Genomic DNA, 18,126 nt, shown 5'->3' with positions numbered 1-18,126 from the left:
CAATGAGCAGAAGGTCGTATGAAAAATAAATGGTTTTATCGTCTATTATTTTCTTATTTTCCGATTTTTTTCAGCCTGACGTCCGTGCTGATTATTATGACTTTCCTCCTGTTGAGTGAGCTTTCCCAAAGGGAAACGGTGAATTCAAATCAGCAGTTTGTTCGTCATATCATACAATTATTCGATCATTCCCTGCAGGAAATTGACAGTGCTCTGATCAAGGAGATTGAGACTGACGAGCGGTTGAGGGCTTTTTTCCATGGGGATAATGGGCAATCCTATTTTGATAAATATGAAATATCCAAAAAATTTACGCAGATGAGCACATTTGATAGTTTTGTCGACTCAGTTTATTTATATCGTTATTCCGATCAAATGGTGTTAAGCATGAATACCTTTGTACCGCTGGATCGATTCGGAGATCGTGAATTTGTGGAAAGCCGTGTTGCTGCCCAAACGCTGTATACGCTTTCCAACAGACGCTCCTATAAGGAATTTCATGATCAGGAGCGGTTTCCCGCAGCAGTGGTGTCTATTGTACGCAAGTACCCGCTGCTGCAGGGAGGCGAAGGATTGATCGTGGTCAATATCGGATTGTCCAAGGTGGACAAGCTGGTAGCCGAGATGTCCGGGTCGAGCAGCTACGTAGTCATCAAGGATGGCAGCGGGCAGCTGATTTCGACACCTTCTCGAAGAAATAATAGTCCAGGCTCCCAACTGTCACAGGTCGTATCGGATTATACCGGTTGGCAATTTACCGGAGGCTTTTATGATGATCATACGTTCCGTGTTGCAACCGTATTTTCATACATTTGGGTCGGTGTCGGTTTGATTGTGGTCATCGCCGGCACGATATGGATGACCTACACGACCCGGCGCAATTACAAGCCAATCCAAGAAATTATGAACCGCATTCAATTGTACTCCAAGCATCGAAGCAAGCTTTCCAAGAAGGGACAGGATGAGTTCAAATTCATCGAGCAGGCGTTGGATGATTTAATTGAGCAGTCCAACACCTATGAGAAAATGCATGTGGAGGATTCCGTATATCGGCGGAAGCATTTTTTCTTCGAGCTGCTGGAGGGCTACCGCCTGATCGATAACCATGAATGGGAGAAAGAGCTGGAGCGGCTAAAGCTACCTGCGTCCTTTCATTCGCTTGGAGTAGCGGTATATGAAATTGATAAGTACTACGAGGTGTCGGCAAAATACTCTCAGCGTGATTTATATTTGCTTAAATTTGTATTGAATAGCGTGGTTAAAGAGGTGGCGGAATCCTGCGGTGTGACCGTATGGACGGAGTGGACTGCGCAGCATCAGCTTACGGGTTTGTACCAAAGCATGGAGGAAACGGCGGCAGCCGAAGCACAGATTAAGGAAATGGCGGAGCGGGTACGGGCGTGGGTGCAGGCTAATCTGGATTATACAGTGACCGTAGGTGTTGGTGGCTGTGTAGAGCAGATTGCTGATATCCCGGTTACTGACAGCGATGCCATAGCAGCTTTGGCCTACAAAGCCAGTATGGGGCTAAATCGAGTAATCTTGTACCAGGACGCTCGAGTTGGAGAAGGAAAATCGTATCGGGATTTACAGCTAATTCGCGATTTTGCCCGTGTATTCCGAACAGGCAGCGAGGACTGGAAGCTGATTTATGAGCAGATTTTTCAGCAAACGCGTGCAAACCGGCAGTCACGGGAGGAGCTTGTACAGCTGCTGAACTTATTTATTGATCATTTATATCGGGAAATGATGGAGCTGTCAGCAGATATTCAGGACGTATGGAAAACAGATACCATGATGCAAATCAACCGGCTGCGGGATACGTTTGATCTTGTGGAGGAAACTGAGGTCCAGCTTGCCAGCATTCTGGCAGCATTCGCGGACCAAATTCGTGACATGCAGCAGCAGCGAAGTCACTACACGTTAATCTGTCAAGTAAGAGCTTATATCGATAAAGAGTATGCCAATTCCGACCTGTCTTTAACCCACCTGTGTGATTTATTCGGTCTCAACGGCAAATATGTAAGTCGTCTGTTCAAGGAAACGTTTGGCGAGAAGATGGTCGATTATATGATGCGCGTACGAATCGAACGAAGCCAGCGACTACTGGAGGAAACGTCACTATCGCTGCAGCAAATTGCTAACCAGGTTGGCTATATTCATGATATTTCCTATATTCGCGCATTCAAAAAGCTTATCGGCACAACGCCTGGAGATTATCGCAAGCAGTATGAGAAAAGCCTGTCATGACGGGCTTTTTTCTTTTCGATTTATTGCGGATGTTTGGCTAGTCGTGCGATTTTGACCATTCGGTTAGTCGTCGGAAACATGTAAATTGCGCTGTCGGCCGTTAGGAAGCTATAGTGCAATCAGGAACGAGGCTGTAAAAAATTTAGACGACAAGGGGAGTACCAGACATGGCACAGCAAGGTTGGAAAACAAGGGTCAGGAAAGGAACGTTGTTATTAGCAGCGACCGGTGTATTAGCAGCGGGTTGCAGCACGAATTCAGGACCTGCCACCGGAACTGGCAGCCCGGCAGCTGCCACAGCTTCTGAGAAACGGGGAAACATCACCGTATCGATTTATGATCGCAACAACATCCCGCCAGAGGAAGGCAACTGGGAGAAGAATCGCTGGGTGGAATGGGTGAATAAGAACGGGCCGGTGGATGTCAAATATGTGCCGGTGCCGCGCTGGGAATCACTTCAGAAATTTAATGCGCTATTTGCTACGGGCACCGCACCTGATCTTGTTCTGGAATACGACGCGGGTTACCGGAATCAATGGTACAGTCAGAAGCTGCTGATGCCGCTGGATAATGTAATCGAGAAGCATAGCACGAGCTACAAGGAGTTAATGAAGCAGTTCCCTCAACTGAAGAAGCTGGGTACAAAGGATGATGGCAAAATCTATGAAATCGGCAAGGTTACGCCCTTAACGGCACTTCACCGCATTTATATCCGTGAAGATTGGCTGCAAAAGCTTGGGATAACCGCACCCAAGACGACCGAGGAGTTTATGGCTGTGGCCAAGGCGTTCGCAACACAGGACCCGGACGGCAACGGGAAAGCAGATACGTTCGGGCTTAATCTGAGTGGTAACGCGATGTCTATCATTTCGCATATGTTCGGTTTTGGCGAGGTACAATGGCGTTTTGAAGGGGATAAGTTCATTCATGAGTGGGATCGGATTAAGGCTTCGGTTGCCTTCCAGAAGGAGCTGTTTAACGCAGGAACTGCCGATAAGGACTTTCTGGCGGATAAAAACGGTGAAAAGGCTAAGCAGGATTTCCTGTCAGGCAAGCTGGGCATGTATCTGCATCAGGACATCAACGATAAGGATCTGGACGCGTTTCGGAAAAATAACCCTGGCGGTAAGCTCGCGATACTGACACTGCCAAAATCACAATTCGGGCAGTACAGCCCGGTCGTTAGCAGCCCGATTCAAATGGTCGGTGCGATCAATGTGGGAGCCAAGGACCCGAGAGCGGTCATGCAATATGTGGATTTCATGATCAAGCCGGACCATGCAAGAACGATTCAAAGCGGTGTTGAGGGTACGCACTGGAGCAAGGACGCTGTCGGATGTCCGAAGCCGATCGATGCTGAGAAGAATAAAAAAGAAATCACGTATACAGGTGATCTTGGGATGATGGCATCCACATTGTTGTTTGGCAAATGCTCGTTCAGTGCACAGAAGCCACAGGACACGGAAGCACTCAAGCAGCTGCGAGAGCTGGCTTTGCAAGCAGACAGCGCATATGTATCAAAGGACCGTCCTATACCGACGTTGAAGCCTGAGTATTTACCGGTATTGCCGCAGGAGCTATCCCTTGTTGTCAAAAATTCAGAACAGCAAATTAAAGACATTTGGCTGAAGGCGATTGTTGGCGGAGGAGGTTATTCCGCGGAGCAGGCACTTGCTGATGCCAAAGGAATTTGGGACAAATCAGGCGGCCTCAAGGTGGATGATTTTTACGCTAAATGGTACGAGACGAACAAATCGAAAGCATTTTTGCTTGAAGACTTATACAAATTCGGCGAAGACGCAGTGAAGCTGTACTCAGATAAGTAAGCTCGAAGGGAGTGAAAGCCCGATGGGCGCACCTAATCGTACGGAATCCAACCAGGTGATTGGCTCGTTGCAGCCGCAGGCTGGTAATCGCACTGCAGCAAAAGCTTTTTCCAGTAAAAGGTTTAATCGTAATTTGCCATTGTTAATCATGTTCATTCCGGTTATCGCTTTTTTTCTTACCTTTCGTTATATCCCGATGCTGGGCGGCATTATCGCCTTCAAGCAGTATAATCTAATGCAGGGTATTTGGGGTAGCCCTTGGGCGGGTCTCGATAATTTTTGGATGATCTTTCAAAACCCCCAAACGCTGCAAATCATCCGCAATACCTTCATACTCAGCTTTATCAATATCGTGATCGGTTTTCCGTTTCCGATACTGGTAGCGATCATGCTGAACGAAGTGCGGCGTGTATGGTTTAAGAAATCCGTGCAGACGCTGCTGTATCTTCCGCACTTCTTCTCCTGGGTCATTGTAGGGGGAATCGTCGTGACCTTGTTTGGGGCGCAGGCAGGTATTGTGAACACGGTAATACTTTCGCTTGGGGGCGAACCCATTCAATTCCTGTACCGGGTAGATACCTGGATGACGATTTTCTTCGGTTCGTCGATCTGGAAGGAAGCAGGCTTCTCGGCGATCATTTATTTAGCGGCGATCAGCTCCATTGACCCGCACTTATACGAAGCAGCCAGTATAGACGGAGCGAACAAAGCGAAGCAAATCTGGCATGTCACCCTGCCTGGTATATTACCAATCATGACCTTAATGCTCATTATTGCGATGGGCAATGTGATGGAGGTAGGCTTTGACCGCGTGTACAACCTGCAGAATGCCTCCGTATCCGACGTGTCCAGTGTAATCAGCACCTATATTTATACCGTAGGTATTCAAGGCGGGATGTACAGTCTGACAACGGCAATGGGATTGTTCGAATCGGTGATCGGGCTTGTTCTTGTCGTGCTGGCTAATGCTGCTGCCAAGAAATTCAATCAATCGCTATGGTAACGGGGAAAGGAGTATGACGTCATGAGATTGTCCTTAGGCGAAAAGGTGCTTTATGTGGTCAATTATTCGCTGCTGTTATTGGCGGGGCTTAGCTGTCTGATTCCGCTGCTGCATCTGGTTGCCCTGTCTTTAAGTGAATACGATGCAGTGGCTTCAGGGTTTGTCGGCATCTGGCCGGTCGGGGTTAACCTCGACGCCTACCGATCTTTGATGGATGGCACACCGATTGTGAAGTGCTTTCAAAACAGCGTGGTCATAACAGGCTTTGGCGTATTGTTCAGTATGGTATTCACGATACTTGCGGCCTACCCGCTGTCCAAGCCATATTTTTACTCGCGCAAGTTTTTTACTTTGGCTATCGTGTTTACGATGTTGTTTGGCATTCAGGTAATTCCGGCTTTTCTCGTTAACAGAGCGCTCGAAATTGTCAATACCTACTGGTCGCTTTGGCTGCCGGGCTTGATCAGTGCCTATAATCTGCTTGTGCTTAAATCATTCTTTGAGCAATTACCTGAGGAGATGAGCGAAGCGGCGCAGATGGATGGCTGCAATGAATGGAGGCTGCTATGGCAAATCGTATTGCCGCTGTCCATGCCGGTGCTGGCAACATTGATGCTATTCTATGGTGTTGGGTACTGGAACGCTTTCCAGAGTGTGTTAATCAATATTAACGATTCCAACAAGTTCAACCTGGCGGTGCTCGTGCAAAATATGATTGCTAATCAATCCTTACTGCAGAGCATGAACAATCTGCAGCCGCAGGATATCCAGGAGCTGTTAACACCGCAATCGATTCGGTCTGCAGGCATTATTGTGATGATCGTTCCACTGCTGGTTGTGTATCCTTTCCTGCAAAAATATTTCGTTAAGGGCGTCCTGATTGGGGCCGTAAAAGGATAGCCTTCATTCGATTCAGCTTTAACACGGTATTACTATTGACAGCTTATAATTTCGAGAGTACCATTCATTATAAAGGACAGGTCCTCGTTAGGTGAGGCGAAACAGCAAGCTCTCTCTGATCCAAGGGAGAGTTTTTTTGTGGTTAGAGTTCTGTTCGTAATGTTTACGGTCAGATGTTATGCTAGATGCATAGAGCAGAGCGTTTGCGTTTTTTGAGGGGGATTGAGATGGATACTTTAGACCGCAATAAAGTTCTCATCGTTGAGGACGATGATCATATTAGACGTTTTGTAGCGATCAATTTGGATAGAAACCATTTTAGCGTCAGTGAAGCCGCTCTGGGTGAGCTAGCTTTGAGCATGCTTGCTGCAAATCGTCCTGATGTGGTTGTACTGGACATTATGCTCCCCGATATGGATGGTTTTGAATTGTGCAGAAGGCTGAGAGAGACAGACCCAGACATCGTCATCATTCTATTAACAGCGCTCGGACAAGATCAGGATAAAATTAAAGGACTTGAGCTTGGCGCTGACGACTATATGGTAAAACCGTTTAATCCACTGGAGCTTGTTGCCAGAATCAAAACGGTATTACGCCGTACCCAAAAAGTTGCTGGTTTCGATAGAAAGCTGCTTCAGTCAGGCGCGATTATACTTGATCTGGATTCCAATAAGTTATTTAAACAGGATTGCTTAATCGAAGTTACACCCAAGGAATATCAGATGGTAAAAGTATTTCTGGAAAACCCGGATAAGGCGTTATCCAGAGATAAGCTTTTGAATCTTGTTTGGGGAGAGGACTATGTGGGTGATCCCAAAACGGTGGATGTCCATGTTCGCAGACTTCGCGAAAAGCTGGAGGACGATTGCTCCAAACCCCAGTTAATCCAAACCGTATGGGGGCTTGGCTATCGTTGGAGAAAGGACGGTTGACTAATTGGGTATTCAAAAAAGATTAGTAGGAAGCTACCTGATCGTTATTTTGATTACAGTAGCCATACTGGAAATGTTCCTTATGATATCGGTGAAGTATTATTATTATCACAATATGGAACGGACTCTGGTGAATCAAGCGGAATTATCCGCTTCTTTTTTTCATCAATATTTCGCTGATGAAGATTTGCAAAAACAATCGGAACGGTTATTGAAAGGATTTGCCCAAAATTCCGCTGCACAAGTGCAAATCATTAGTTCAACCGGGCAGCTTCTTCAGGACTCTACGGGAACTTTGGCCGGAAAAAGCTTGATCGAATATCAGGATGTGCAAGAGGCGGTCAGCGGACAGGTCGGAATATGGCGAGGGAATGAGTTGTCCACACATGAAGAAATATTGGCGGTGTCCTATCCGTTACAGGCTAAGGATATCACGGTAGGGGCCGTCAGATTTGTAACTTCGCTAACCGACATGACAGTAACGATCAACCATATTTTTACGCTTTTTATTACAGTTGGCTTATTTGTGGTAGCCATAGTCACCGTTCTCGGCATCTTTTTGTCCAGGACCATTACCACATCAATTACCGAGCTTAAGCTGGCCGCGGATCAAATGGCGGAAGGAGACTTTTCCGTTACCGCCAAGAAGCGATATCGGGATGAGCTGGGTTCGTTGGCAGATACGTTAAATACGATGGCAGCTACCATTCAGCAAAACGATCAGCTCAAAAATGATTTTATTTCATCGGTTTCTCATGAGCTGCGTACGCCCTTAACATCAATAAAGGGATGGGCCGTAACCTTAAGAACGAATGATGAGGACAGCGGTTCTCTACTCAAGGATGGTCTTGAAATCATCGAAACGGAAACAGACAGATTAACCGAGCTGGTCGATGAGCTGCTCGATTTTTCCAAATTGGACAATGGCCGTATGGTTTTAAGCTGCAATTCACTGCATATGAAGGAATTCATTCAGCATATTGGCAAGCAGCTGGCTCCAAGGGCTGCACGACTCCATATTTCGCTAAACGTACACGTTGACGATAAGCTTCCTGTGATTCAAGCCGACGAAAACAGGCTGAAGCAGGTGCTGATTAACCTTTTAGATAATTCACTGAAATTTACTGATCCCCATGGCAGTATTAAGCTGGCTGCTGGCTCGGATCATCAACATATCATAATTTCTGTAGAAGATACGGGGCACGGAATTGCTGAGGGCGATCTCGCTCATGTTCTACAAAAATTTTACAAGGGAGACAGTCACGCTGCTGGAAGCGGTCTCGGTTTATCGATTTCGGAGCAAATCATCAGGCTGCACGGAGGACGGCTCCTTATCGATAGTCAAGAGGGAGTAGGAACGAAGGTCAAGATTTATCTTCCCAAGTAGACAATAAATCAATTTTAACTTTTTCATAACCTTTTGTTTACAAAAAAAATATAAAATAAAATTTGAACAGTCATTAATGAGGAGTAGGGGGACAAATGGTAAATAGGCTGATTTCGACATGTCTCATCGTGACGAGTATATTATGGCTTGGCGGGTGTGGAATGCCTGCTTCTCCCATCGATTTAATAAAACCTCCGGTCTCTGAAGGGACTTCCCCAAAGGATAAATGGAGCACAACCCTTCGAACCTTACTGCCTGAGGGTGCAAGGCTATTAGCATCTGTTCATGGAAATAAGGGTAATGGAACTGTATTCGGAGATATGGATGGGGACGGCATCAATGAGGCCATAGTGGTATACGAAGAGGACGTTCTTAATGAAAAGAAGCTCAAAGCTGCCTTATTAAAGCAATATAAAGAGGATTGGCGAATCGTTTGGGATACTTTGGGAGCTGGTTACGGCCTGGATAATGTGGGATTTGCAGATGTTAATAAGGACGGACGGCCCGAGGTCGTACTGGGATGGTCGCTAGGTGACGGAGGAAATGGACTTGATGTATATGAATGGAGCAACAATACATTAAAGCTATCCATGAAGAAAGGCTACCACGGACATCTGGATTTGGATCAAATTCCATAACGATCACATGGTATATTTATTTATTGATGAAAGTGGGATTTATAATTGAGAAAAAGAAAAGCCCGTTCTACACGTTCTAACCGTACTATGATGTTTTTTAGTTTTTTATTGATTATAGGCTTTGGTGTATTGGCATTTATAGCCAACCAATATCCGCTAAATTTCTTTGACCTGAAGCTGGCTGCTTTTGTACAAAGCTTTGAGCATCCAACTCTTACCAAATTCATGGAATTGTTCACTACCATAGGCTCAACCAAGGTTTGCATCATTCTGGCTGTATTGGTGATGATTTTTTTATACTTTGTGCTTGGGCACCGTATCGAATTGATTTTCTTTATTGGAGCATTAGGTGGATCAGCTGTTGCCAATCAAATCCTCAAAGCGATCTTTCATCGCGAACGTCCGAGTGTATATCGTATGATAGAAGAAACCGGGTACAGCTTTCCGAGTGGACATTCGATGGGGGCTCTTGCATTATATGGGGCTTTGGCGTTCCTATTGTGGCGTCATACTTCTACAAAGTTAGGAAGAGGTTTGCTGATTGTACTGAGCAGCTTCATGATCGTCATGATCTGTGTAAGCCGCGTATATCTGGGTGTGCATTATCCAACTGACATTATTGGCGCACTGATGGTCAGCGGGTTCTGGTTGACGCTTATGATCTGGATTTTTCAATGGTATATGGAAATCCGGGAACCAAGATCCTCTTCGAAGCTCAAAGCGAATATGAACAAAAAACTTAATATATAATCCTTAGGTTCTACCTTTATCATTAGAGGCTGCTATTTGGCAGTCTTTTTTTGCTTGTGAAAGACAGCTGATTTTAACCTTTTCATAACCTTTTATTTTCCTTGGGAATATAGAATAAAGAACAGATGTAGAATACAGAGGAGCCATGAGGTACAACCTGATAATGAATTCATCATGAAGGAGCTTCCCTATGATCCAACTGGAAGAAATGAAAAATTTACTGTCGCAACATGATGAAAATTCGGTGCTGGCTTTCGCAGAAAATTACAGACCGTTTGACTTGGCTGCTTGTGTTGAAAAGCTGGATAGAGATGAACAGCTCCAATTGCTGAAAATGCTTCCCCCTGATCTGTCAGCTGAAATTATAGAATATTTGGAGCCCGTACTCCAGTATCAAATTCTTAATCATTTAGAGGAAAGTGAAACTTCTCAGGTATTGAACAGGATGTCAGGTGACGTAGTAGCTGATATGATGCTAGCTATTCATCGGCATCAGTCCATCAAGCTGTTGAATCTGCTTCCAGAAGATTATCGGAATAAGGTCCAAACGTTAATGACATTTCCGGAGCAAACCGCGGGAAGTTTGGCTACGATTGATTATATGGCTGCCCGCAGCTCATGGACCATTGAAGAAACGCTGCAGCATATTCGGAAAATTGGTCATGATGCGGAAATTACTTCATATGTTTATGTGACAGGAAATAAAGGCGAACTACTAGACGTCATATCCTTGATGAAAATTGTTTTATCAGAACCTCAAACCCGACTGTCAGATATTGTTACGGGAGAAGTTATATCTGTACCGGCCACTATGAAGCAAGAGGAAGCGGCTGAGCTATTATCACGATATGATTTGGTAGCCCTTCCCGTTGTTGATGTGCAAAATCGACTTATTGGAGTTATTACAGTTGATGATTTGATTGATGTCATGCAGGAGGAAGCTACAGAGGATATTCAAAAACTGGGTGGAAGTCAGCCGTTAGCCGACGCGTATTTCAAAACATCTGTGTTTCATTTATACAGAAAACGGATCGTATGGCTGTTGATTTTATTTGTGGCCGAGGCTTATACCGGAACTGTACTGAGGCACTATGAGGAAACACTTTCCGAAGTGATTGCACTGGCATTTTTTGTTCCACTGCTTATAGGCACGGGAGGAAATACAGGAACGCAAACCGTATCTACGCTAGTGCGGGCACTTGCCGTAGGAGATGTGAAGTTTCGAGATATTTTTAAAGTGATCAGAAAGGAAGTCACCACCGGCCTTATGACGGGCGCCACCATTTCGTTGATCGCTTATGCAAGAGCCTGGTTTCTTGGGGTTGAAACGAATGTTGGACTGGTCGTGGCTATTACGGCTATGTCTATCGTGATTTGGGCATCATTTGTTGCAGCGATCCTGCCACTAATCTTGCATAAACTGAAAGCTGATCCCGCTGTGGTCTCAGGGCCTTTTATAACGACCTTGGTTGATGGGACGGGGTTAATTATATATTTCACTATTGCCAAAATTTTGCTCAATCTATAACACTTCTATCATACAGATGAAAGCTAAAAAGGGGATTATTCAGCTTGAGTAAACCAACAAGAGGAAAACCGGACTTCTTACTGTTATTTTTAACGATTTCTCTTGTGGGATTCGGATTAATCATGGTGTTCAGCGCGAGCTCCGCGCTTGCTTTATATAAATATGATACGCTGTGGTATTTCACGAAAAAACAAATCATTTTCTCGTTTACCGGTTTTGTGTTAATGGTTGTACTTATGAATATTCCTTTTCATATCTTTAGGCGGGTGTCACGGACGCTGATGTTGATTTCGATTATACTATTGATTCTCGTGCTTGTTATGGGTGTTCAAATTAATGGTGCCAAACGCTGGATCGGTGTTGGTGGTTTTGGCATACAGCCTACTGAATTTGTCAAATTATCCGTAGTCCTGTTCTTGGCTGCATTAATAAGTAAAAAGCGGGAAAAGATACGTGATTTCAAAAAAGGGTTATTACCTTTGCTGTTCGTAACCGGACTCGTTGCATTTTTGATTTTATTGCAGCCGGACTTTGGCTCCAGCCTGATTCTTGTTATGATTTCGGGTATTCTTATTATTATGGGTGGGGCCAATTTATGGCATTTATTGAAGCTCGCGCTGTTCATTATGCCTCTTTGTGTATATTTAGCTGTATCAAAGAGTTATCGCCTCGCAAGGATCACTTCATTCATGAACCCCTGGGAAGATGGCTCCGGGACAGGATATCAGCTGATTCAATCTCTGTTTGCTTTGGCCCACGGTGGATTGACAGGAGCAGGTATAGGTCGAAGCATTCAAAAGCTGCATTATTTGCCCGAAGCGCACACCGACTTTATATTTGCGATTATGGGCGAGGAATTAGGGTTTCTGGGAGTTTCATTATTTATTTTGATCTATGCTCTGTTTCTTGCCAGAGGTTTTATTATTGCGGTTCAAAGCTCAGACCCGTTTGGCTTATTATTAGGTACAGGTATTGTCAGTATGATCGGAGTCCAATTTTTGTTCAATATTGGAGCAGTCACAGGGTGTTTGCCGATAACTGGGGTACCGCTCCCATTGATAAGCTACGGAGGCTCTTCTTTACTGGTGTGTATGGCGGGTATTGGCATCCTGTTGAGTATTTCCCGAGAAAGAAATCGATTGCGTGATGTGAAGTTAACTTAGGATTCCTCATTATCTACCTCCTCCGATAAACGGCGGGGGTTTTACCTGTTATCTTTTTAAATATTCGGTGAAAATGGGGCATGCTCTGGAAACCGCATTGCTCAGCCAGCACTTCAATGGGGAGGTTGGTATCCTTTAGCAGGTGCTTGGCTTTCAGCACGCGTTTCGTATGCATATAATCAGTCAAAGGCATTCCGGTCATTTGTTTGAAAACCCGACTGAAATGCTCAGGACTTACGTGTGCTCTCTGGCTTAAAAACGAGAGAGACAGGCTGCTATGATAATTTTGCTCTATATAGGATACAATCTCTTTCATCCAGGGAGAGCCGGTCGTCGTAAGCGAGCTTGGTTCTCTATAGGTGGAGCTTTGTATGCGTGATAGGGCTACAATAATTCTATGCAGCGTTAGGATGGAGGCATAACGTGAGCCATGCTGTACATCCTCTAATTCTTGCCTGATGTCTTCGATTAACATTTGAATGTGCTCTTGATCAGTGCCTTCTAATGATAGCCTGCACTGCTTGGAGCTGCGGAGCTGCTTGAATATCGCTGTCAACGAAAAAGATTCCCCCAGAGGAATATCAGGCAGTAGAGCCGAGCTGAAATAAAGAATGGATGAAGTAACAGGCTCGCTTCTTTGCGGCATGGCACGATGAATCGTATTACGCGGAATGAGAAACACATCTCCCGGCATCATCTCATAAAAGGAACTGTCAATGAAGAATATCCCTTTGCCACTATACACATAGACGATTTCGTACCAATCATGCAGATGATCAGGAAGCTCGGATTGTGGACTTTTGGTATCCTTAAAAACAAGCTGAAAAGGAAATTGCTCCGACATAGGAAATTTTTTGCGTATGGCTTTAATCAGAATCACCTCTTTTACATCCTACATCAAAATCGGGTATAAATATATCAAAAAACGCGATTTATTATTCAATTATACCTGTTATAATAAGAGCAGATTACATATTACATTATTTGCAAGCGCAATCATAATCATGAGATTTCGACTAAACCCAAATAGGGTAGGACTAAGGGGAGAAAGAAGATGAAAAGTATTGTATGCGTTCAGCCCAATGAACTGAAAATGATTGAGGTCCAGCCGCCCGTTATGGGGCACGGGGAAGCTTTGGTACAAATTCGCAGAATCGGTATTTGCGGAACAGATCTTCATGCTTATAGAGGAAATCAGCCGTTTTTTACGTATCCCAGAGTACTTGGACATGAGCTGTCAGGGACTATTCTGCAATCAGACTCCAGTGATTTTCAAATTGGAGATCAGGTATCGGTCATCCCCTATTTGGAGTGTCGAAGCTGTATCGCGTGCCGGAATGGTAAAACCAACTGTTGTACACAAATGCAAGTGCTTGGCGTACATACCGATGGGGGTATGCGAGAGATCATAGCTGTACCCGCCTCGCATCTAATTAAAACGGATGGCATTAGCCTTGATCAAGCGGCTTTGTTGGAGCCGTTAAGCATTGGCGCTCACGCGGTGAGAAGGTCGGATTTGCAGCAGGGTGAATTTGCACTTGTCATCGGAGCAGGTCCGATCGGATTAGGTGTAATGGTGCTGGCCAAGCAGCGGGGTGCCAAAGTCATTGCTATGGATATAAACGAAGAGCGCTTGAAATTTTGCCAGGAATGGGCGCAGGTGGATTACACGGTAAATGTGTTGAATCATCCCTTGGAAGCTTTGGCGGAAATAACAGATGGAGATTTGCCGACAGTTGTATTCGATGCTACTGGTAATGCGAAGTCGATGATGGATGCGTTCAACTATGTGTCCCATGGCGGCAGGCTTGTATATGTAGGCTTGGTCAAAGCCGATATTGCCTTCAATGACCCGGATTTTCATAAAAAAGAGCTTACGCTTATGAGCAGCCGTAATGCTACCCGGGAGGATTTCGATACTGTTATTCAAGCCGTTCGGCATGGAGCTGTTGACATCGATAGATACATTACCCATCGTGTCAGCTTTGATCATATGATTGATGAGTTTGAAAAGTGGTATGATCCCGCTAATGGTGTTATTAAGGCGATTGTAGAGTTGTAACCGTGAAAAAAATAAAGCTGTAAAACCACGAGCTGGAGGAAGGTGGGGCCGGCTGCTTCGCTTTTAGCCAATTGGCTCAAGGTATGCTGACGAATCGCTATTTGACCGGTATTTCGGGTGATTCCCGTGCTGCAAGCTCCAACAGTCCGTTTCTTAAGGATGGTAAATTTACAATATTTTACAGTGATAAAACGATAAAATAATAAAGGGATGAACATGCGGTTTCACTAGTGAAAATAGGGCTTGCCAATAGTCGTCTTCTGTATAATAATAAGAAGTCTAGAAATTAATGCAGGGAGATCTGATTGGAAATGGCAACTACGACATTAGAGGAACAAAAGCAAGAATTGGAACACATAGAAATATGGAAATGCAAACAACCTGAATGCAAAGCATGGACACGGAAGGAATTTGTTACAGAAGAATTGCCTGACTGTCCTTTGTGTAAAAGCCCGATGGTACGGAGCTATAAACACTTACCGGTAATGGACAAAAAAACGAAGAAAAAGTTTTTGGTAGGTAAGGGACGCTCCAAATAGGATGAGATGGAACAAAAAGGCTGCCGCCGTGCAGTCTTTTTTACTGTCCGGAGACTCTAAGCATTCAAGCTGAGAGAGTAGACATTGCATGATCCCTGCGTTGTATGCTACAGTTACAATATTAAAAACAAGGAGGTGAGGTAGGTGAATCACGAAATGGTGAACAACCGTATTAGCCAGCTGCCGATTGCTATGGCTGGCATCGTTCATACTTTTCCGAACAACGGGAGAAGTCTGTCTGTTTATTCAAATACGGTTGTACCATTCGCGAGAAGACGCCTACCTTAACCGATACGGATTGCTGTACCATCCGAAGGGTCGCGGGCTTGCTGCTGCGGCTCTTTTTTGCTGTTGAGTTAGGGTCTTCATCTCTAGGAGGATCCTTTATTATGATTATTATTAACGGCCAAAATATTAAAAAATACCACGGTGCCCATCTTGTGCTGGACGGGGTTACTTTTGAAGTGCATGAAGGAGAAAAGGTAGGTCTTATCGGGCGAAACGGATGCGGAAAATCGACACTGCTGCAGCTCATATCCAGACAATTGCATGTGGATGAAGGCATGCTGACGCTGAAGAAGGATATTCAGGTGGGATATTTGCTGCAAATCCCTGTTGAATTTGAAAGCATGAAGGTGCATGAAGTGCTCGCCTACGGTTACCTGGAGCTGACAAAATGCCAGAAGGAATTAACCGAATTGGAGCACGAAATGTCCAACTCAGAGGCAGCATCGAGACCCGAACGGCTTGAACAGCTTCTGAAAGCTTACGCCGCTGTACAAGAGCGCTTTGAACGGGGCGGTGGTTATGAAATGGATGCCAGCATTGACCAAGTGGCCCAAGGCTTGCAGATTCCGAAGAGTGCGTACATGCGAGGCTTCAGCTCGTTGTCCGGAGGTGAAAAGACAAGAGTAGCGCTAGCCTCGCAGCTGATTGTTCGACCCGAGCTGCTGCTGCTCGACGAGCCAACAAATCATCTCGATCTGAAGGGTATTGAATGGCTTGAGCAGTTTTTGCGGAGTTATACGGGTGCATGTATGGTTGTGTCGCATGACCGTTATTTTCTTGATCGTGTAGCTTCCAAAATGATTGAGCTGGAGGATGGAGAGGCTCATACGTATACGACCAATTACAGCGGGTATATGAAGGAAAAGGAAGAACGGCTGCTGCAGCAGTTCGCTCAATATCAGGAGCAGCAGAAGGTGATCAAGAAGATGAAGGAGACGATTCGTCAGCTGGAGGAGTGGGGACGGGTCGGCGGAAATGAGAAGTTTTTTAAGCGGGCAGCTTCGATTCGCAAAGCGTTGGATCGTATGCAGAGGGTGAAGCGTCCGGTGCTGGAGCAGAAAACGGCTGATTTTGGGCTGATTCCGCTGGATCGTTCCGGTAATAGAGTGGTATCCTTCGAGGAAGTATCCAAGTCTTATGGTAGTCGTGATGTGCTATCCGGAGTGGAAGGAAGTCTGCAGTACGGGGAAAAAGTAATGCTGATAGGTGACAATGGAACCGGCAAAACGACTTTGTTCAAGCTCCTCTTGGGCGAAGAAATGCCCGATGGTGGAGAAATCAGGCTGGGCGCGCGCGTGGAGATTGGATACTTGGCACAGCAAAATGCAGTACTGAACCACAAGCAGACGGTGTTGGACTATTTCCGTACGGAAGCTGGCTTAGAGGAAGGCGAAGCAAGGGGTATTCTTGCGAGGTATCTGTTTTACGGAGCGGATGTATTCCGTCCGGTAAGCCTGCTGTCTGGGGGTGAGTGGTCACGGCTGCGACTTGCGCTGCTCGTTCTCTCGAAGCCTAATCTGCTCCTGCTCGATGAGCCGACGAACCATCTGGATATCGCTTCACGCGAGGCGTTGGAGGAAGCTTTGGAGGAATTCCCGGGAACTGTGCTTGCAATTTCACATGACCGCTATTTTATTAATCGGCTGGCGCAGCGGGTATGGCTGTTAGAGCACGGTAAGGTGGCCCAATATCTCGGGAATTTTGACGAGTTCAGGGCGAAGAGGCGGCAGCAGGAAGAGGAGGTTTCCGAGCGCGGAGGAAACGGTTATGTCAGCGGCGCACGCCGGAACGTCACGCGTGTCGAGGTCAAGCCGGACTTCCATGGTGCAGCGGGAGTCCTGTCACCGGCAGCGGAAAGCAGCGACAACGGGGGAGCGAGAGCACACGCATCGACGAGAAGTCGGAGCTCTGCTGGTGCGAAGGCTCAGGCTGCGAGCAGTCATGCAGCTGCCGCTGCAACGCAAAGCGCAGCAGTTACCGCGCCGCCAGCATCAGCAGCTGGAAGCGCCCGCGCGTCCGAGCGGCGGCGTCTGGAGCTCGAGCGACAGATTGCAGCACTCGAAGCGGACATGGCCGCAGCAGACGCAGAGCTGCTGGAGCTGGGTGCTGGTATCGATGGCGACACAGCACAGCTGGAGGCCCGATGGCGCGAACGCGGGCTGCTGCAGGAACGGCACGATAAGCTGCTTGAGGCGTGGATGGAGCTGGCGTGACGTCATTACTCTGAGGTATTGATTTTACCTATGTTCAATACCCCTTGACAAACTAATCTCCATTCGTTATTCTAATTAACAAATAAAAGCAAGGCAATAACCAAGGACATGAGCACTTAGGGAAACTGAACAGAAAGAGGGGTCACCGGCTGAAAGCCCCTTCTGTGGAGATAAGTGATTTACCCCCTTGCAGCTGCGATATGGAAATCATGTATGCACATGAGAGTAAACTTCGCCGGGAATTCCCGTTACAGAAACCAATGAGGACCTGCTATTATAAGCAGGTTATAATCAGGGTGGAACCACGAGCACATTCGTCCCTTTTCGGAGACGAGTGTGCTCTTTTTGTTTTTTTTAATAACCAAATAACCTTTAAAAGCAATAACCAAGGACATGAACACTTATGGAAGCTGAACAGAAAGAGGGGTCACCGGCTGAAAGCCCCTTCTGTGGAAATAAGTGATTTACCCCCTTGCAGCTGCGATATGGAAATCATGCTTGCTCATGAGAGTAAATATCGCCGGGAATTCCCGTTACAGAAGCCAATGAGGATCTGCTATTATCAGCAGGTTATAATCAGGGTGGAACCACGAGCACATTCGTCCCTTTGCGGAGACGGGTGTGCTCTTTGTGTTTACAAAAATGAT

At 45.8% G+C, this 18,126-nt stretch carries 16 protein-coding genes; 15 read left to right on the top strand and 1 reads right to left on the bottom strand.

Going from position 1 to position 18,126, the window contains the following annotated elements; all coding sequences use genetic code 11:
* Nucleotides 1-18 precede the first annotated feature (18 nt).
* The 10 genes from LRL21_RS38075 to ftsW all read left to right on the top strand — a co-directional run bounded on the left by LRL21_RS38075 (nucleotide 19) and on the right by ftsW (nucleotide 12,377).
* Nucleotides 19-2,250: an AraC family transcriptional regulator gene (locus LRL21_RS38075; protein WP_240421031.1), complete on the top strand. Its 2,232-nt coding sequence runs from the start codon at nucleotides 19-21 to the stop codon at nucleotides 2,248-2,250.
* Nucleotides 2,251-2,417: 167 nt separating this feature from the next.
* Nucleotides 2,418-4,076 carry an extracellular solute-binding protein gene (locus tag LRL21_RS38070; protein WP_240421030.1) on the top strand — a complete coding sequence of 553 codons (1,659 nt, stop codon included), beginning with the start codon at nucleotides 2,418-2,420 and terminating at the stop codon, nucleotides 4,074-4,076.
* A 22-nt stretch (nucleotides 4,077-4,098) separates the two neighbouring features.
* The gene (locus LRL21_RS38065; RefSeq protein WP_240421029.1) at nucleotides 4,099-5,079 is read left to right on the top strand and encodes an ABC transporter permease; all 981 of its coding nucleotides are present in this window, start codon (nucleotides 4,099-4,101) and stop codon (nucleotides 5,077-5,079) included.
* 21 nt (nucleotides 5,080-5,100) lie between these two features.
* Nucleotides 5,101-5,979, top strand: coding sequence for a carbohydrate ABC transporter permease (locus LRL21_RS38060; RefSeq protein WP_240421028.1), 879 nt, complete (start codon nucleotides 5,101-5,103; stop codon nucleotides 5,977-5,979).
* A gap of 227 nt (nucleotides 5,980-6,206) precedes the next feature.
* Complete coding sequence (locus tag LRL21_RS38055) at nucleotides 6,207-6,911, top strand: response regulator transcription factor (protein ID WP_240421027.1); 705 nt, start codon at nucleotides 6,207-6,209, stop codon at nucleotides 6,909-6,911.
* Between the two features lie 4 nt (nucleotides 6,912-6,915).
* Nucleotides 6,916-8,298 carry a sensor histidine kinase gene (locus tag LRL21_RS38050; RefSeq protein ID WP_240421026.1) on the top strand — a complete coding sequence of 461 codons (1,383 nt, stop codon included), beginning with the start codon at nucleotides 6,916-6,918 and terminating at the stop codon, nucleotides 8,296-8,298.
* Between the two features lie 95 nt (nucleotides 8,299-8,393).
* Complete coding sequence (locus LRL21_RS38045; RefSeq protein ID WP_240421025.1) at nucleotides 8,394-8,936, top strand: FG-GAP repeat domain-containing protein; 543 nt, start codon at nucleotides 8,394-8,396, stop codon at nucleotides 8,934-8,936.
* Between the two features lie 87 nt (nucleotides 8,937-9,023).
* Nucleotides 9,024-9,686 carry a phosphatase PAP2 family protein gene (locus tag LRL21_RS38040; protein ID WP_240421024.1) on the top strand — a complete coding sequence of 221 codons (663 nt, stop codon included), beginning with the start codon at nucleotides 9,024-9,026 and terminating at the stop codon, nucleotides 9,684-9,686.
* A gap of 190 nt (nucleotides 9,687-9,876) precedes the next feature.
* Nucleotides 9,877-11,214 carry a magnesium transporter gene (gene mgtE / locus LRL21_RS38035; protein ID WP_240421023.1) on the top strand — a complete coding sequence of 446 codons (1,338 nt, stop codon included), beginning with the start codon at nucleotides 9,877-9,879 and terminating at the stop codon, nucleotides 11,212-11,214.
* 44 nt (nucleotides 11,215-11,258) lie between these two features.
* Nucleotides 11,259-12,377 (top strand): putative lipid II flippase FtsW, encoded by a 1,119-nt coding sequence (ftsW, locus tag LRL21_RS38030; RefSeq protein ID WP_240421022.1) that lies wholly within the window; start codon nucleotides 11,259-11,261, stop codon nucleotides 12,375-12,377.
* A gap of 13 nt (nucleotides 12,378-12,390) precedes the next feature.
* On the opposite strand, the gene LRL21_RS38025 is transcribed toward ftsW, so the two are convergent.
* Complete coding sequence (locus LRL21_RS38025) at nucleotides 12,391-13,257, bottom strand: helix-turn-helix domain-containing protein (protein WP_240421021.1); 867 nt, start codon at nucleotides 13,255-13,257, stop codon at nucleotides 12,391-12,393.
* 174 nt (nucleotides 13,258-13,431) lie between these two features.
* Between LRL21_RS38025 and LRL21_RS38020 the strand changes: the two genes are divergently transcribed.
* The 5 genes from LRL21_RS38020 to abc-f all read left to right on the top strand — a co-directional run bounded on the left by LRL21_RS38020 (nucleotide 13,432) and on the right by abc-f (nucleotide 17,479).
* Nucleotides 13,432-14,439 (top strand): zinc-binding alcohol dehydrogenase family protein, encoded by a 1,008-nt coding sequence (locus LRL21_RS38020; protein ID WP_240421020.1) that lies wholly within the window; start codon nucleotides 13,432-13,434, stop codon nucleotides 14,437-14,439.
* 71 nt (nucleotides 14,440-14,510) lie between these two features.
* The gene (locus tag LRL21_RS46495) at nucleotides 14,511-14,642 is read left to right on the top strand and encodes a hypothetical protein (RefSeq protein ID WP_338044737.1); all 132 of its coding nucleotides are present in this window, start codon (nucleotides 14,511-14,513) and stop codon (nucleotides 14,640-14,642) included.
* Between the two features lie 108 nt (nucleotides 14,643-14,750).
* Nucleotides 14,751-14,978, top strand: coding sequence for a cold-inducible protein YdjO-related protein (locus tag LRL21_RS38010; protein ID WP_240421019.1), 228 nt, complete (start codon nucleotides 14,751-14,753; stop codon nucleotides 14,976-14,978).
* Between the two features lie 144 nt (nucleotides 14,979-15,122).
* The gene (locus LRL21_RS38005; RefSeq protein WP_240421018.1) at nucleotides 15,123-15,266 is read left to right on the top strand and encodes a hypothetical protein; all 144 of its coding nucleotides are present in this window, start codon (nucleotides 15,123-15,125) and stop codon (nucleotides 15,264-15,266) included.
* A gap of 101 nt (nucleotides 15,267-15,367) precedes the next feature.
* Entirely contained in the window at nucleotides 15,368-17,479 is a 2,112-nt protein-coding gene (gene abc-f, locus LRL21_RS38000) for a ribosomal protection-like ABC-F family protein (RefSeq protein ID WP_240421017.1), read from the top strand.
* Nucleotides 17,480-18,126: the final 647 nt, after the last annotated feature.

Source organism: Paenibacillus periandrae, from assembly GCF_022458865.1.
In the GTDB taxonomy this organism is placed as follows: Bacteria; Bacillota; Bacilli; order Paenibacillales; family NBRC-103111; genus Paenibacillus_S; species Paenibacillus_S periandrae.
This window is presented reverse-complemented; position numbering and strand designations above follow the sequence as displayed.

Bases quoted from the DNA above. Each gene is read 5' to 3' on its own strand.
- LRL21_RS38075 (WP_240421031.1), top strand. From the start codon at position 19: ATGAAAAATAAATGGTTTTATCGTCTATTATTTTCTTATTTTCCGATT.
- LRL21_RS38070 (WP_240421030.1), top strand. From the start codon at position 2,418: ATGGCACAGCAAGGTTGGAAAACAAGGGTCAGGAAAGGAACGTTGTTA.
- LRL21_RS38065 (WP_240421029.1), top strand. From the start codon at position 4,099: ATGGGCGCACCTAATCGTACGGAATCCAACCAGGTGATTGGCTCGTTG.
- LRL21_RS38060 (WP_240421028.1), top strand. From the start codon at position 5,101: ATGAGATTGTCCTTAGGCGAAAAGGTGCTTTATGTGGTCAATTATTCG.
- LRL21_RS38055 (WP_240421027.1), top strand. From the start codon at position 6,207: ATGGATACTTTAGACCGCAATAAAGTTCTCATCGTTGAGGACGATGAT.
- LRL21_RS38045 (WP_240421025.1), top strand. From the start codon at position 8,394: ATGGTAAATAGGCTGATTTCGACATGTCTCATCGTGACGAGTATATTA.
- LRL21_RS38040 (WP_240421024.1), top strand. From the start codon at position 9,024: ATGATGTTTTTTAGTTTTTTATTGATTATAGGCTTTGGTGTATTGGCA.
- mgtE (WP_240421023.1), top strand. From the start codon at position 9,877: ATGATCCAACTGGAAGAAATGAAAAATTTACTGTCGCAACATGATGAA.
- LRL21_RS38020 (WP_240421020.1), top strand. From the start codon at position 13,432: ATGAAAAGTATTGTATGCGTTCAGCCCAATGAACTGAAAATGATTGAG.
- LRL21_RS38010 (WP_240421019.1), top strand. From the start codon at position 14,751: ATGGCAACTACGACATTAGAGGAACAAAAGCAAGAATTGGAACACATA.
- abc-f (WP_240421017.1), top strand. From the start codon at position 15,368: ATGATTATTATTAACGGCCAAAATATTAAAAAATACCACGGTGCCCAT.